Source organism: Exiguobacterium sp. s70, assembly GCF_018618315.1.
Lineage (GTDB): Bacteria > Bacillota > Bacilli > Exiguobacteriales > Exiguobacteriaceae > Exiguobacterium > Exiguobacterium chiriqhucha.
The window spans coordinates 1-14,053 of record NZ_JACSLV010000006.1 but is presented as its reverse complement, the minus strand read 5'-3'; the positions used below and the strand labels follow the sequence as shown (position 1 = coordinate 14,053).

15 protein-coding genes are annotated in these 14,053 nt (G+C 54.0%); 1 reads left to right on the top strand and 14 read right to left on the bottom strand.

Annotated elements, in window-relative coordinates; translation table 11 throughout:
- Nucleotides 1-60 precede the first annotated feature (60 nt).
- Nucleotides 61-1,890, top strand: coding sequence for an LTA synthase family protein (locus KNP84_RS12595; protein ID WP_215114896.1), 1,830 nt, complete (start codon nt 61-63; stop codon nt 1,888-1,890).
- A gap of 18 nt (nt 1,891-1,908) precedes the next feature.
- Here KNP84_RS12595 and KNP84_RS12590 read toward each other — a convergent pair whose 3' ends face one another.
- The 14 genes from KNP84_RS12590 to glmS all read right to left on the bottom strand — a co-directional run.
- Nucleotides 1,909-2,793 carry a VOC family protein gene (locus KNP84_RS12590; protein ID WP_215114895.1) on the bottom strand — a complete coding sequence of 295 codons (885 nt, stop codon included), beginning with the start codon at nt 2,791-2,793 and terminating at the stop codon, nt 1,909-1,911.
- Nucleotides 2,794-2,807: 14 nt separating this feature from the next.
- Nucleotides 2,808-3,092 (bottom strand): putative quinol monooxygenase, encoded by a 285-nt coding sequence (locus KNP84_RS12585; RefSeq protein WP_215114894.1) that lies wholly within the window; start codon nt 3,090-3,092, stop codon nt 2,808-2,810.
- A 100-nt stretch (nt 3,093-3,192) separates the two neighbouring features.
- Nucleotides 3,193-5,847: an MMPL family transporter gene (locus KNP84_RS12580; protein WP_215114893.1), complete on the bottom strand. Its 2,655-nt coding sequence runs from the start codon at nt 5,845-5,847 to the stop codon at nt 3,193-3,195.
- 3 nt (nt 5,848-5,850) lie between these two features.
- Nucleotides 5,851-6,294 (bottom strand): MarR family winged helix-turn-helix transcriptional regulator, encoded by a 444-nt coding sequence (locus KNP84_RS12575; RefSeq protein WP_021065862.1) that lies wholly within the window; start codon nt 6,292-6,294, stop codon nt 5,851-5,853.
- An 85-nt stretch (nt 6,295-6,379) separates the two neighbouring features.
- Nucleotides 6,380-6,883 (bottom strand): GNAT family N-acetyltransferase, encoded by a 504-nt coding sequence (locus KNP84_RS12570; protein ID WP_215114892.1) that lies wholly within the window; start codon nt 6,881-6,883, stop codon nt 6,380-6,382.
- On the bottom strand, nt 6,871-7,344 hold the full coding sequence (locus tag KNP84_RS12565; RefSeq protein WP_051627656.1) for a YfbM family protein: 474 nt from the start codon (nt 7,342-7,344) through the stop codon (nt 6,871-6,873). Before KNP84_RS12565 ends, KNP84_RS12570 begins: the two co-directional genes overlap by 13 nt.
- A gap of 72 nt (nt 7,345-7,416) precedes the next feature.
- Nucleotides 7,417-8,349, bottom strand: a complete 933-nt coding sequence (locus KNP84_RS12560) for an NAD(P)/FAD-dependent oxidoreductase (RefSeq protein WP_251131247.1) — start codon at nt 8,347-8,349, stop codon at nt 7,417-7,419.
- 67 nt (nt 8,350-8,416) lie between these two features.
- A complete protein-coding gene (locus KNP84_RS12555; RefSeq protein WP_214803294.1) occupies nt 8,417-9,103 on the bottom strand; it encodes a DUF975 family protein in 687 nt (228 codons plus the stop codon).
- A 96-nt stretch (nt 9,104-9,199) separates the two neighbouring features.
- On the bottom strand, nt 9,200-9,406 hold the full coding sequence (locus KNP84_RS12550; protein WP_021065857.1) for a helix-turn-helix domain-containing protein: 207 nt from the start codon (nt 9,404-9,406) through the stop codon (nt 9,200-9,202).
- Between the two features lie 10 nt (nt 9,407-9,416).
- Nucleotides 9,417-9,896, bottom strand: a complete 480-nt coding sequence (locus KNP84_RS12545; protein ID WP_029594440.1) for a DUF2975 domain-containing protein — start codon at nt 9,894-9,896, stop codon at nt 9,417-9,419.
- A 113-nt stretch (nt 9,897-10,009) separates the two neighbouring features.
- Nucleotides 10,010-10,570 (bottom strand): YdhK family protein, encoded by a 561-nt coding sequence (locus KNP84_RS12540; RefSeq protein ID WP_215114891.1) that lies wholly within the window; start codon nt 10,568-10,570, stop codon nt 10,010-10,012.
- A 131-nt stretch (nt 10,571-10,701) separates the two neighbouring features.
- On the bottom strand, nt 10,702-11,262 hold the full coding sequence (locus KNP84_RS12535) for a hypothetical protein (protein ID WP_021065854.1): 561 nt from the start codon (nt 11,260-11,262) through the stop codon (nt 10,702-10,704).
- 153 nt (nt 11,263-11,415) lie between these two features.
- Entirely contained in the window at nt 11,416-12,597 is a 1,182-nt protein-coding gene (locus tag KNP84_RS12530; RefSeq protein ID WP_215114890.1) for an MFS transporter, read from the bottom strand.
- A 217-nt stretch (nt 12,598-12,814) separates the two neighbouring features.
- Nucleotides 12,815-14,053, bottom strand: a 1,239-nt coding sequence (glmS, locus tag KNP84_RS12525) for a glutamine--fructose-6-phosphate transaminase (isomerizing) (protein WP_215114889.1), incomplete at its 5' end; no start/stop codon positions are given.

The following is a 14,053-nucleotide window of genomic DNA, read 5'->3' as shown; positions in this document are numbered from 1 at the left end:
CGTCTTCGAACAGGTACATGACAGAGAACACACTTTGTCCGTAACGTTTGGAGGCCTTTCATGAAATATCTCGATTATTGGAGTTACTTATCGCTCTCCCTCGCCAAGCTGTTCCTATTCAGTCTGTTGACGGCGAGCGCGTTCGACCTGCGCTTTTTGTTCATCAATCTAGCGACCATCTTGATGATGACGAGTTGGGCGCTACTCATAAAACAACAGACGCGCCGCTGGATTTTGTTCGCGTCGCTGTTTCTGCACAGCACGCTCCTCATCTCGGACGTCTGGTACTACCGCTATTTCGGTAACTTGCTGTCGGCCGCCCTACTGTCTGATATCGGCCAGATGGGAGACGTCGGGGGCGGCTTTCTGACACTGATTCAAGCGCCCGACTTCATCTTGTTCACGGACTTGCTCGTCTACGCGGCTGTCCTCCTCTATATGAAGCGACACCCCATCACGGAACCGAAACGTCTCGGTCGCCGTTTGGCGGTCGCCGGTTTTCTTGTCGGCTTCATCGTCTTTACCGTCCCTACCGTCGTTCATTACGCCGAAACAGATCACCGGAAAAGCTCGATTTCGAACATGCGCGAGTATTATCAGCTCGGCTTTTGGGGCTATCACGGCCTCGATGCATTCCGCGGCATTCAGGACGCCCTTCATCTCGGTGACGACCTGACAGAACGGGAGCGCAACCAAATCGAAGCGTTAGCGACCGAACCAGTTGAGACCACAGCCGATACGAACGTCATCGTCGTCCAACTCGAGTCGTTCCAAGCGTCCGTAATCGGCCAGACGGTTAACGGTCAAGAACTGACACCGAATCTGAATGCGCTCCGCGACGAGATGCTGTATTTCCCGAATTTTTATCATCAGACGCACGAGGGACGGACGTCTGATGCGGAATTCACCGTCAACGCCTCGCTCTATCCCGTCAAATCAGGTTCGGTGTATACGCAGTATGCGACGAACACGTTTGACGCCTTGCCTGAGCAGTTACGACGAGCCGGCTATGATACGGCCGCGATGCATGCGTTCGACAAGGAGTTTTGGAATCGTGCCAACTTCTATGAGCTGATTGGCTACAACCACTTCTTCCACCAAGACGATTATCCGGCCAATCCGGTCATCGGTATGGCCGTCGGCGACAAGGAGTTCCTGACGACATCGGTCGACCACTTGGACACGTTGGAAGAGCCGTTCTATTCCTTCATGGTCGCGTTGACGAGCCATACGCCGTATGAGATTCCGGACGAGGAGAAACGGTTGGATCTATCGGAATACGAGGACCCGCTCCTCCAAGACTATTATCATACCGTCCACTACACCGATGCCGCCGTCGGTCTCATGATTGAACGACTGAAAGCCAACGGAACGTGGGACGACGCCTTGGTCGTCTTTTATGGCGACCACGACAGCGGATTGACCGCTGCCGGTGACGAGATGGCTATAAAAGCAGATGCCGACTCCACGGTCGATTTGTTCCAGCTTGACCGCTCCGTCCCGTTATTCATCAAACCGGCCGGACTTGAACGAGGTCAGACGGTGAAGGTGAGCGGCGGTCAAGTCGATTTGGCCCCGACCATCCTCGATTTGCTCGGGATGACACCGACGTACATGCTTGGAAATTCGCTCCTCGACGACGAGCCCAATTTGACCGTGTTCCGGAACGGCTCGTTCCGCTACGACGACCTCTATTTTGTCCCGGATTTGACAGAGCCAGTCGGTGGCGGCATGTGTTATTCGGTCGAGACCGGTGATGACTTACCGCTTCAAGCATGTGAACCATACATTGACGAGGCCGCCGAACAGCTTCGCTTATCCGATACAATGATTGAGAAGGACGCCCTGTCCGACTTCACACCAAACGACAAACAAGCCGCCCCGAAATAATCGGGACGGCTTGTTTTGTTAGTAGACGTTTCGTAACGCGGCGACATCGATTTTCTTCATCGGCAAGAACGCTTGCGTCACTCGCGCCAGCTGCTCCTTTGTACCGGTCGTCAGCATCTCTTCCATCTCCCACGGCACGATTTGCCAGGAGACACCATACCGGTCTTGGAGCCAGCCGCACTGTTCCGCTTCCGGGACGGCCGACAGCTTGGCCCAGTAGTCGTCAATCTCGGCTTGCGACTCACAAAACGCAATCAGCGACTGCATCTCGTTGAAGGCGAATTGATGATTTTCCACGCTGTCCATGGCGACGAACTCACGTCCGGACAAGACGAAGCGGGCGTAATTGAGCTTCCCTTCCAACTCCGGGCCGTCTGTCGCCTCGTAACGGATCATATGGTCTTCCAGCACGTACGAATCCGGGAAGATGGAAATCCAGTCGTTCATCGCCGCCTCAGCACGGCCGAATACGTCCCCGACGAACAAAAAGCATGGGGTCACCGTCTGAATGTCCATCCCGCCGCTATGCATGATTTGCCAGGAGACTCCGTATTTGTCTTTCAACCAGCCGTAGCGCTCGCTGAAATCATACGTGTCGAGCGGCATGAGCACCTCTGCCCCATCCATAAGTTCGTTCCACAGCGTCTCCACTTCTTCCGACGTCGGGAACGTGACCATGTATGAGATGGACGGGTTGCGTTCCTTCAGCGGACCAGCACCAAGCAGTTGAAAGAACTGTCCCGCCAGCGAGACGGTCACAATCGTCGTCTCACCTGATGGCGTATCCGTCAGTTTCGTCGTATAGTCGACGAATGAATCGGGAAACTTCGACACATACCACTCCGCAATCGCCTCAACGTCGCCTTCGAACCAAATGCATGGGATAATCGGTTGGGTAATCATAGTCTTTTCTCCTTTCAGACCTCGTGGAGACGATACACCTCACGAACTGCGAGCAACGTCTCTGCCGCCTTCCGATACGCCTGATAGTGAGATGAGTTGATGTGCGCGTTGAGCGCCGTCTCGTCTCGATACTTCTCATAGAACACGAACGTGCCCGGGGCGTCGATTGACTCATGGAGCACATACGTCAAACACCCGTCTTCTTGTCTCGACGGGGGGATGACCTCATCGAGCGCTTGCCGTAACGCCTCTTCTTTCCCTGGATGTGCCTTCAAAATAGCGGTAATCGTAATTTCCATACGCGATTCCTCCTTTTAATCATCTGTTCGTTCATCTGTTCCCTAAACGAAACGAATCTATCCCAAAAGCGGGCATCTCGATTGAGACGCCCGCTTGCGATTATTTCTTGTGTTTCGGTTTGAACGGCCACCATACTCCGTCCCCGAACGATACCGTGATCGCAGGGATGAGCAGCGGCAACACAATCAATCCGTATAACAACAGTCCGGTGATAACGATCGTCGCAATCTGGACGAGACTGAGCACGCCAGACGGAATCATCGCCCCGAACGTACCGGCAAGAATGACGGCCGCGGTCATGATGACCGTCCCCATCTTCGTCATCGAATGGACGAGCGCGTCGCGCACCGTCATCCCGTTAATCGACTCCTCGCGGAACCGGTCGAGCAGGAAAATCGAATAGTCGATGCCAAGCGCGATCAACATGACGAATCCGAAGAACGGAACGGCCCAACTGATGCCGTCATAGCCGAGTCCTTCGACGAAGATGAGCTCCGTGATGGCTGCTGACGTGTAATACGTCAATAAGAGCGAGCCGATCATATAGAGCGGCATGATCATCGACCGGAACAACACCGTCAAGACGATGAACAGCGTCACGAGCATGATGGCGACGGTCCGATTGAAGTCGTTCGTCGACGTCTCATTCAAGTCGCTGTTAATGCTCGAGATACCGGCATACCCAATCGTTGCCTCCGCGAACGGCGTATCGGTGACGACCCGGTCCATCGTCGCTTTCACGGTCTCGACCGTGTCAATCGCTTCCGGCGAATATGGGTCCATCTCGAGGATGACTTCGAGCTGTGTCGCCGTCCCGTCGTCAAACACGTAGCGCTCGACAGCTGGAGCGAACTCCTCTGACGTGAGCGTCCCTTCCGGTAGATAGACGCCCGTATCGCGCAGGCTGTCCGAGCTACTCAGGTCTGATAGGAATGCTGCCGCTTCATTGATGCCTGTCTCGATTTGAACGAGCCCTGCGTTCGCTTCACCGACACCAGCAGCGAGTTGTCCGAGACCCGTTCCGAGTTCCCCGGCTTGGGCGCCTTGTGCCGTCAATGCCGTAGCTGCCTCGTTAATGCCTGCCTCGATTTGACCGAGACCGGCCGACACTTGCCCGAGCTGCGTTACGGTCGCAGGAATATTTTGCGTCGCCGTGAGTCCTTGGCCAATCAGACCGAGCTGAGCGTTCAATTGACCGAGTCCCGCTGCCGCTTCCGCGAGCGGGGCACCGGCGTTCGTTGAACCGCCCGGCAATTGATTGACGACGGCGTCAAGACCAGCTTCCACTTGCGTGAGTCCATCCTGGACGTCACCGAGGCCAGTCTCGGCTTCCGTCAATCCTGCACTCACTTGTTCGAGCTGGGTGTCCACGTAAAAGTCATCGATGACGTCACCGGTCGGACGCGTCACCGAACGGACGCCGCTCACCCCATCGATTTTTTCAAGTTCACTCGAGAACTTCTCGATATACGGAATCTCCGCTTCGGAGAGGTCGCCGTCTTGTTTCAAAATGACTTGGACTGGCAGCGACTCCCCTTGCCCGAATCCTTCTGAAATCAAGTTGAGGCCGCGTACGGAATCATAATCGTCACCGATCTCATCGACCGTATTGAATGACCGGGCATCGTCATACGTGAACAACACCGGTACGGTAATCAACGCGACGACGAGAATCGAGACGAACGGCCGATTGACCGAGATGCGGCTGAATCCGGCCCAGAGGCGGCTGTCGTGATGTTCGCCCGCCTTTTTCGAGGGCCAGAACAAACGATGCTTGAGCGTCGCCATAAAGAACGGCACGACCGTGAACAAGATTAACAGTAAGACAGCAATCCCGACCGCGACGGCGACGGCTGATTTGAAGATTGGGAAATCGGCGAAACCGATAGCCGCAAATCCGACGAATACGGCGAGACCGCTGATGAGGACTGTCCGCCCTGCCGTTTTGTACGTGTTGACGATGGCATCTTCAATCGCGTGACCCGCGCCGAGCTCTTCTTTATACCGGCTGAGCAGCAAAATACAATAGTCGGTTCCAATCCCGAACAAGATGGCCACGAGGAAAATCTGCGTATAGTTCGAGACCGGGAAACCAAACCAATCAACAAAGAATGCGACGAACGATTGACTCAATAAATACGTGAATCCGACCGCAATGAGCGGGATGAACGGTGTCACGATTGAGCGGAACACGAGTAGGAGCAGTCCGAAAATGAGGACGACCGTGATGATTTCCGTCTTCTTCAAGCCTTCCTGCGCACTCAAGTTCACATCGTTGTTGATGATTTCTTCACCTGTGATGTAGACCGTCTCGTCTTCCGGGAGAATGTTCGCCCGCACGTCGTCTGCGAAGGCGTTGATGTCTTCCATCGACCCTTCGACCGTGATTGGGACGAGCACGATGCGACCGTCCTCCGAGACGAGCTGTGCTTCCGTCTCTTCACTTTCAAACGGGTCGAGTACGTCTTTGACGACCGTGTCGTTTTGTTCCATCTCGTCGATGACCCGGGAAATATCGGCCCGTTCGGCATCACCGAGCGTTTCGAACTCATAGACGAGTGAAATTGTCTTGTCGCTCTTCCCGGCGGCGTTCAAGATGTCCTGCGCCCGCTGCGAGTCCATGTCCTCTGATAATTGGAAGCTGCCGGCTTGTTCGGCCTGCTTCGTCAAGTTCGGGGCCGCCACAAACAAGGCGGCTGTCAAGACGATGAGACCGATCAAGATGCCCCAGCGCCATTGGATGATTTTATGCACGTGTTATTCCTCCCCAATTCGAAGCAGCTGTTTAATTTTCCGGAACGTCCGGACGAACTGTTCGATTTCTGTCTCTTCGATGTTTCCGTCGAGCAACGATTCGACATAACGGTAGACGGCCGCATCCGCTTCTTCGACGATGCGATGTCCGGCTTCCGTCAACTCAATCAACCGCTCGCGCTGGTCATGCCCGCGTCGACTGACGACGAGCTCTTTGTCGACGAGCTTTTTTAACCGGTTGGAGACGGCGCTCTTATGAACTCCTTGTTTTTGGGCCAATTGCCCGGCTTGAATCGGACCGAACTGTTCGAGCAGCTTGAGTAGCTGCAGTTGTTCCCGCGAATAATCATGCCAGACGTCACCGTCCATCGCCTCGATGACATGCTCCGCACCTTGGAACATGACCTCTTCGAACAACTGGACGGCTTCCCGCATCAATTCTTTCATTTTGGTTTACCCCCTAAACTAGATAAAGATAGTTTATGTCCTAAACTATCAACCGTCAACTAAAACGACCGATGAAGTCGTTCTTTCATCGGTCGAGTGGATACACATACGTATAAAACGTCAGCGTTCGTCCTGCCCATTCCAGCTGTCGTGCCTCGCCGTCACGGATAAAGCCGGCACGCACTAATACGCGCTGGGACGCCACGTTGTCGCTTGTCGTCTCGGCTCTCAATCGTTTGAATCCAGGCAACTCGAACGTCAGCAATTGGCGCAGGGCCGCCGTGGCATACCCGCGGCCCCCATGCTCCGCCCCGACCCGGTAACCGACCTCACCAGTGTCGGTATCGGTGTGATGGACGTTCAGACGCCCGACGATTGTATCGTCGTACCACATCAAGTAATAGCATCCGTCCCCGTCCGCCTGCTCGCTCAATAGTTGCTGCAATGCCTGATGGAATGATTCCGGCTCATAGTAGGCGTCGCCACGGCTCGGGACCGAGCGTTCGAAATGTATGCGATTCGCGCACTCGAACGCATACAGCAACGCCTCATCTTGAAGACGCAACGCCTTTACGTTTACCCGATCCATGTGACGAGCGCCTCCCGTTCTCGCGACGCCTGGGCGAAGACACGTTTCAACTCATCGAACTGGTCCAATAAATACTGTTTTTCCTCGAGTCCCCACTCACGTTCAAACGGATACAGTTCCTGCTCATTCATCGTCGTGACATCGTAACGCGCTTCTAGCGCCTCCAGCTCGATGTATTGAAGCCGGGTCGACAAGTCCTCCACCTCTCCCGGCGTCAAATAAGCGATGCCCGTCTCCCCATCGATAACGTCGCCGCCGAAGACTGCCTTCCCGAGCGAATGACGGTCAATCTCGTCCAAATCGGTCTCACCGGTCAATAAAAAGTACAGGCCGTGCCACGCCTTATCGATATCGGTCTGCCGTTCCTCGTCTTCCAACAGTTCTTCGAAGCGGTCCGGCTCTTGAAGCAGTTCGGTCAACTCTTCGCTCGATACCCGCATGTATGCGCCAACCATCCCCATGTCTGATTCCCCTCTCCAACTCGTATGTCTGACTATTCGGTATGGTCATGAAAAAAACCTTCCGAAGAAGGTTTAGCGCATCGCTTCCGCAACGCGGAGTCCTGAGACGTATGCACTCTCAAATCGCGTTCGACCTGAGGTGTCGTCCGGCTCGAGGAAGACGTCACCGGCCAAAAAAATCGGCTCGGCCCGCAATCGATAGTAAGGCTCGTTCCAGACGTCGGTCGCCTGCGCGTAGCGCCACCGTTTCAACTGTCTCGATTGAATCACGGCTGAACCTGTCACCGTTTGCAACAGACGTTCAATCTCACGAAGCGTGTCTTCGTCCGCTCGTTCATACCACTCCTCGCTCCACGACTCGTCCATATAGACGCTGACGAGTTCGGTATCCGAGACGCCCTTTTGGCGGTTGTTGATGACTTTCAAGATACCCGGCGCCAAGTCTGTATCGAGGATCCCGTCCGGACCGATGCTAATCTCGCTTCTGAACTCGAACAAGCCGACAAACGTCGGGGCGTACGTCAATTCACGCAACGCCGCATCGACTGCAAAGTCAGTGAGCAAGTCGAGCGTCTGCGGGAGCGGCGACGTGATGAGGAGACGATCATACTGTCGCGTCGTCACATCCGTCTGGACGCTGACCTGACCATCTCGTGTCGTGACCGTCTCGGCCCGTTCGTTCAAATGGACGGTCAATCCGTCAGCCAACCGTTTGGCCAAGGCGTTCATCCCGTCGACGGCGACGTAGCGCGGATACGGGTCGGCGTACCACACGTTGACCCACCCTTTCGTCTGCCAGTCGGCGACATCTTGTTTGAGTTCTTCCCCTCGTACGGTGAAATAGACAGCCCCGTGATCGGCTTTGCCGTCTCCGATCCGTCTCGTCGCCAAGCGTCCCCCGACGCTCCGACTCTTTTCAATCAATTCAACTGTATGACCGTGACGGGCGAGGTCGCGTGCTGCGACAATCCCGCTCAGTCCGGCACCAATAATACCGATGTTCATGTCCATTCCCCCTTCTGTCAGGAAGATTGTATCATGACCGAGGACCCGTCGCCGGAATCGATGCGCTTCACGCCGACCGATTCCATTGCTCATCATACTCACGGCGCGTGTCTTCATACATGACGGCGAAACGGCTGACGATGAACGGGCGGATGAGTGCAATCGCAACGAGGTAAATCAACGATCCGAGAATGACGGATTCGATGCTGATAAAGAACGTCAATCCGACCAAGAATAGCGGGATGAATGGCAAAATCAACTTGAATGCCTCCCACTTTCGTCCGCGCATCAACGTCCGTGATTTCGTGATCGCCTCCGTGATGGACAAATCGGGCTCGTCGCGCAAGATAAAGAAGGTGAAGGCGTACGAGAAGTACTTCACGATGCCTGGTACAAGCAGTAACAATGACCATAGCACTTGGAACAACATGACAAGCAATCCGGCAAGCAAATGTTTACCGTAGCGATGTCGGAACGGCGTAAAAACATCGCGTAACGACGACGACTTCCCGCGGACCGTTTCTAACATCAACCAGTTGTAACCGATGATGACCGGGAGCAGTCCCGCGTACAAGATGAGACCCGCTAGACTGATCAACGTGAGTGCCAATGAATCATATTCGAACCCGAAATAATACGGATCCATCATCAATCCAATCTCTAATACAATCGAGCACACAAATGACCAGATAATCAATGTACCCGTCTTTCCTTTTACTGCGGCGCGCGCCCGTTCATTCCATGTCTGAATCATCTTGTTTCCCCTTTTCGTTCTTCTTTCCTGTCTTATACGCAACGTGATGGAAAATGTTTCAAACTCCACAAAAAAACAGGGCAATCGCCCTGTCCATCACTCTTCCCGATATTCTAAAATGTCGCCCGGCTGACAGTCGAGCGCCTGACAGATTGCTTCAAGCGTCGAGAAACGAATCGCTTTCGCTTTGCCGGTCTTTAAAATCGACAAATTCGCCATCGTGATGCCCACTTTTTCAGACAGCTCGGTCACACTCATCTTTCGTTTCGCCAACATTACGTCAAGATTTACGATAATCGCCATATGTCTCACCTCAGACCGTCAAATCATTTTCTTGCTTCATGTCGATGGCACGCTTCAATAGTTTCTGTAACAGTTCCGCGAATACGGCGACGACGAACGCGGCAAACACAAAGACGAGCCCGATGAGAAGGAACCCAGGCGCATCATCTCGCTCGGCGAACCAGTAGAAGAACGGGAGCGTCCCGATATAGACGGCCGTGATCGCCAACGCACAATACTTGATCGTGCGGAGTGATTGGACAGCCCGATACGAGAACCCTTCGTCGCGGTCGATCAACCGGAGCAGCATGAACGCTTGGAACAACGCAATGAAGAACGGGATGGCCGATACATACATACCAATCACAATCGGACGAATCGAGTCCTCAATCCAACTCCCACTCTCGACCGCCTCGCGCCAAATGTACGGAAGCAAAAACAAGCAGGCCGCCACAATCGGGACAGCCAGAACGAATACGGCCAACCGTAAAAAAACCGTCTCTCGTTTCATGATTCAGACACCTCACCTCGTTTGATACCTTCATCATAATCTTATTTTTATCGTTTATCAATAAATAATCGTCGTTAATAAATAAAAACCTCAGGATATCCTGAGGTTGATCTTTATTTTAAGGCTTCGAGTTCATCCTCTGTGACCCATTTGTGGTTCGTGACGTCTTCCCCGTCGTTTGTCGTGAAGTCGACCATATACACCGTCGTCTGTTCGGCCGAATCAATCGTCGCCTCGGCGCCGTCCATCCCGTCCATATGGTCCGTGGCCAGTGTGGCTTCGGTTCCTTCTTCTAACGGTGCCTCGCCTGGATTGTCGAGTTCTTCGTGAATGACCCACTTGTGATCTTCGACCGGATTGCCCCCATCCGTCGGGGTATAAGAGACCGAATAGACGGTCGTGTCATATGCACCGACGATTGTCGCCTCGGTGCCATCCATGCCCGGCATATGGTCGGCCGTCATCATCGCGGTCGACCCGACCGGGAACGTCGGATCTGTCGCTTCACTTAATCCGCTCGGCACCTCTCCTGATCCCGAATGGTCCATCATCGAATGGTCCGAATGTTCTTCTGTCGAGTCGCTCGTCTGCTCCTCCTCGGCATCCCCACAAGCTGCCAAAGTCGTCGCGAGCAACATCGCGCTCAAACCGGTCATCCATTTTTTCTGTCTCATCGAATCTCTCCCTTACGTCTTTATCTTTATACGTTACCCTGCTATCGAGGTGGTGAGACGTTTTTGAGACCGATGCGATGATTTGTTATCGCTTTGATACATTAAAAGACCGCCTCGCGGCGATCTTCTAATTAATGCGCGTGCTTCACATCCTCGAACAAGCCGAGCGCGAACCCGGCCACCGCTCCGATCGTCGTCACGATGAGCACGTAATTCAAATCAACCCCTTGCCAGAACTGGCCTTTCATCACGTTCGTGACTTCAATCAAAACGGTCAACACGAGTGCCGTGACGAAGCTGGCCAATAGGAAGAAGCCGAGTGCTTTCTTTCCGTACACGATGACGCCGAGCATCGTACCGAAGGCCGTCGTCACCATAATCAGGAATGCCGTGTTTCCGTACGTGTCACCGAGCGTCGGGAAGATGGCCGCGAACGTTTCGCCAACCGCAAACCCGAGCAAGATAGAGGCGACCATGCCAATCGTGCTCAAGCCGACATTTCGAATCAAGTGTTCTCGGTGACCGAGCAAAAAGAACAACAGGATGCTGCCGACGACACCGGTGAGGAACGTGACGAGCACACCGGCTTCAATGAAGAGACTGAAGAGGAAACTGCTGAGTAGGAACGACACTAAACCGATCAACAACCCGATTGCCCAATGCGTCCGGTGACTTCCATGGACAATGTTCATGATGCTCATCCCCTTTTATGCGTCCTACTATCCTATTGACCACTTTTTCAACTATGAAACGAGTTCTCTCTTTCTAGTTGGCGGTTTCCAATCGAATTCTCCACATCGTCACAAAAAGACCGTCCCCAAACGAATCACGGGACGGTCTGTGCCTCAATGGTGCTTGATTTTTCTCAAGAAAACCAACATCGGGAGGAGCAAGAGCGCCGCTGCCCCAAGCCCTCCTTGAATCGACGTGTAAAGGGCGAGCAATCCAATCAGCGGACCCCCGGCGACTTGACCGAACGCGTCGACCTGACCGAACATCGACAAAATCGTCGCCCGGCCTTTCGATGGGATCCGCTCGTTCGTCATAACGCTCATGAGCGGATAGTGCACGTTACGCAGTGCCGCAATCGTCCAATACAGCAACACGGCCAACCAAAACTGTCCGACCGAGGCGAAAGCAAGCATCGCGATGATGAGCAGCACGTTGAACCAAAACAAGGTCGTCGCATAGCGTCCTTTGACGTATAGCTCGACACCTTTCAACACCAACATGTTGAGTAGAAACGCGACGGCATAGAACAAGCCGAACCAATACACGGCCGCCTGTTCAGACAACGCGAACGTCTCAATCAAATGCGCGCCCCATAACCGGTCGAATCCTTCACTAGCGAGACCCCAGACGAGCGTGATGGCAGCCAAGCCGACGAGAATCGAATTGCCACGGATATGGGTGTATCCGTCCCGAACCGTCCGTTTCGCTTGCACGAGATTCGACGTATCGGCTCGCGTGATCGGTTCGAATCGCGTCTCTGGCAAGACGCGCCATGCGATGACCGCGAGCGTCACCAACATCCCCCCGGCAAGCACGATTGTCATTTGGACAGACGTGACTTCAGCGAGGAGGACGGCGAACCCAATTCCGACGAAGCGGCCGAGCGAGCTATACTGTGCACCTCGCAAAAACACTTGTTCTAAGCCGTCATTCCCCATCTCATCGGTAATCCATGCCTGTTCGGCCCCGCTGATGAACGTCCAGCCGATACCCCATAACGCTGACGCGACCGCGATGGCCCAAAATTCAGGGATGCCCCCTTCTAGCAAATGGGCCAGTCCAATCAAACCGATACCGATGACCATCGACCGCTTCCGCCCATATAAATCGGCGACGAGACCGGTCGGTAGCTCAAATAGTAAAATCGATACTTCTAATATCGTTCCGATCAAGACGAGTTGTAACGCATTCAACTCGGCGGTCGTCACATAATAGATGGCGTTCAACGTGAACACCATCTGTATGATGAGCGAGCGCGAACTCGATACTGCATAATACAGCTGTTGAATCTTCAATTGTATATTCCTCCGATAGGATTGTTCCAATACAGTGAATCATCGGAGGAGGTGGCCAACTTATGAACGCACGTCCTCCGGCAGGATGAATGTGTCAACTAGTTGGATTTGCATGGCGTTCTCTCCTTAGTCGTTATACCTTCAGTATACAAGCCGGTTCGCATGACGTAAATCACAACAAAAAAAGCCAAGATCCCGAAAGATCTTGGCCTATCATTTATTCGACTGTGACTGATTTCGCCAAGTTACGTGGCTTGTCGACATCGCAATCACGCGCAAGTGCCGCGTAATACGAGATGAGTTGAAGCGGTAACACCGTCACGAGCGGTGTAAGAAGTGGTTCGACACGTGGCAATACGAACGCATCGCTCTCGTGTTCCATGCCTTCCATCGAAATCGTGCAGGCAACAGCGCCACGAGCGACAACTTCCTTGATGTTTCCGCGGATGTTGAGGTGCGTGTTCGGTTGCGAGACGAGTGTGATGACCGGTGTGCCATCTTCAATCAAGGCGATCGGTCCGTGCTTGAGCTCACCACCTGGGTAGCCTTCTGCTTGGATATACGAGATCTCTTTGAGCTTGAGGGCACCTTCGAGACCGACGTATGAATCCATACCGCGACCGAGGAAGAACGCGTTGCGTGACTCTTTCAAGAACTTGTCTGCCAATTGCTCAAAGATTTCTTTTTGAGCCATGACCGAGTCCATGATCGTCGCGATACGCGCGAGCTCTGTCATGAGGTCAAACGGAAGCTTCTTGCCGTTCGCACGAGCGATGTCGTAGGCGAGGATGGCGAGCACGGCGATTTGGGCCGTGTACGCTTTCGTCGATGCGACCGCAATTTCCGGGCCGGCGTGGAGGAGCATCGTCTCGTTCGCTTCACGTGAGAGCGTCGAACCGGCAACGTTCGTGAGTGTAAGCGCCTTGTAGCCGCGCTTCTTCACTTCGACGAGGACGGCACGGCTGTCCGCTGTCTCACCTGATTGTGAGATAAAGAGGAACAACGGCTTCTCTGTGAGGAGTGGCATGTTGTAACCGAACTCAGAAGCGACGTGCACTTCTGTCGGAACACCTGCGACGCGCTCAATCAATTGCTTGCCGACAAGACCAGCGTGGTAACTCGTACCACAAGCGACGATGTAGATGCGATCCGCTTCCGAGACGAGCGAGCGCACGCCTTCCGTGAGCTCGATGTCACCGGCGTCGTTCTGGTAGTGCTGGATGATGTTGCGGATGACGGCCGGTTGCTCGTCCATCTCCTTCAACATGTAGTGCGCGTACGTGCCCTTCTCGATGTCAGACGCATCGATTTCGGCCGTGTACGGGGCACGTTCGAGGACCTCGCCGTCGAGTGTCTTGATCGTCGCCGATTCGCGCGTCAAGATGACGATCTCGCCGTCGTGGAGCTCGAGGTACTGGTCCGTCACTTGGAGCATCGCCATCGCGTCAGACGCCAC

Bases quoted from the DNA above. Each gene is read 5' to 3' on its own strand.
- KNP84_RS12540 (WP_215114891.1), bottom strand. From the start codon at position 10,570: ATGAGACAGAAAAAATGGATGACCGGTTTGAGCGCGATGTTGCTCGCG.
- KNP84_RS12555 (WP_214803294.1), bottom strand. From the start codon at position 9,103: ATGATTCAGACATGGAATGAACGGGCGCGCGCCGCAGTAAAAGGAAAG.
- KNP84_RS12595 (WP_215114896.1), top strand. From the start codon at position 61: ATGAAATATCTCGATTATTGGAGTTACTTATCGCTCTCCCTCGCCAAG.
- KNP84_RS12565 (WP_051627656.1), bottom strand. From the start codon at position 7,344: ATGGGGATGGTTGGCGCATACATGCGGGTATCGAGCGAAGAGTTGACC.
- KNP84_RS12590 (WP_215114895.1), bottom strand. From the start codon at position 2,793: ATGATTACCCAACCGATTATCCCATGCATTTGGTTCGAAGGCGACGTT.
- KNP84_RS12560 (WP_251131247.1), bottom strand. From the start codon at position 8,349: ATGAACATCGGTATTATTGGTGCCGGACTGAGCGGGATTGTCGCAGCA.
- KNP84_RS12545 (WP_029594440.1), bottom strand. From the start codon at position 9,896: ATGAAACGAGAGACGGTTTTTTTACGGTTGGCCGTATTCGTTCTGGCT.
- KNP84_RS12535 (WP_021065854.1), bottom strand. From the start codon at position 11,262: ATGAACATTGTCCATGGAAGTCACCGGACGCATTGGGCAATCGGGTTG.
- KNP84_RS12550 (WP_021065857.1), bottom strand. From the start codon at position 9,406: ATGGCGATTATCGTAAATCTTGACGTAATGTTGGCGAAACGAAAGATG.
- KNP84_RS12585 (WP_215114894.1), bottom strand. From the start codon at position 3,092: ATGGAAATTACGATTACCGCTATTTTGAAGGCACATCCAGGGAAAGAA.
- KNP84_RS12570 (WP_215114892.1), bottom strand. From the start codon at position 6,883: ATGGATCGGGTAAACGTAAAGGCGTTGCGTCTTCAAGATGAGGCGTTG.
- KNP84_RS12575 (WP_021065862.1), bottom strand. From the start codon at position 6,294: ATGAAAGAATTGATGCGGGAAGCCGTCCAGTTGTTCGAAGAGGTCATG.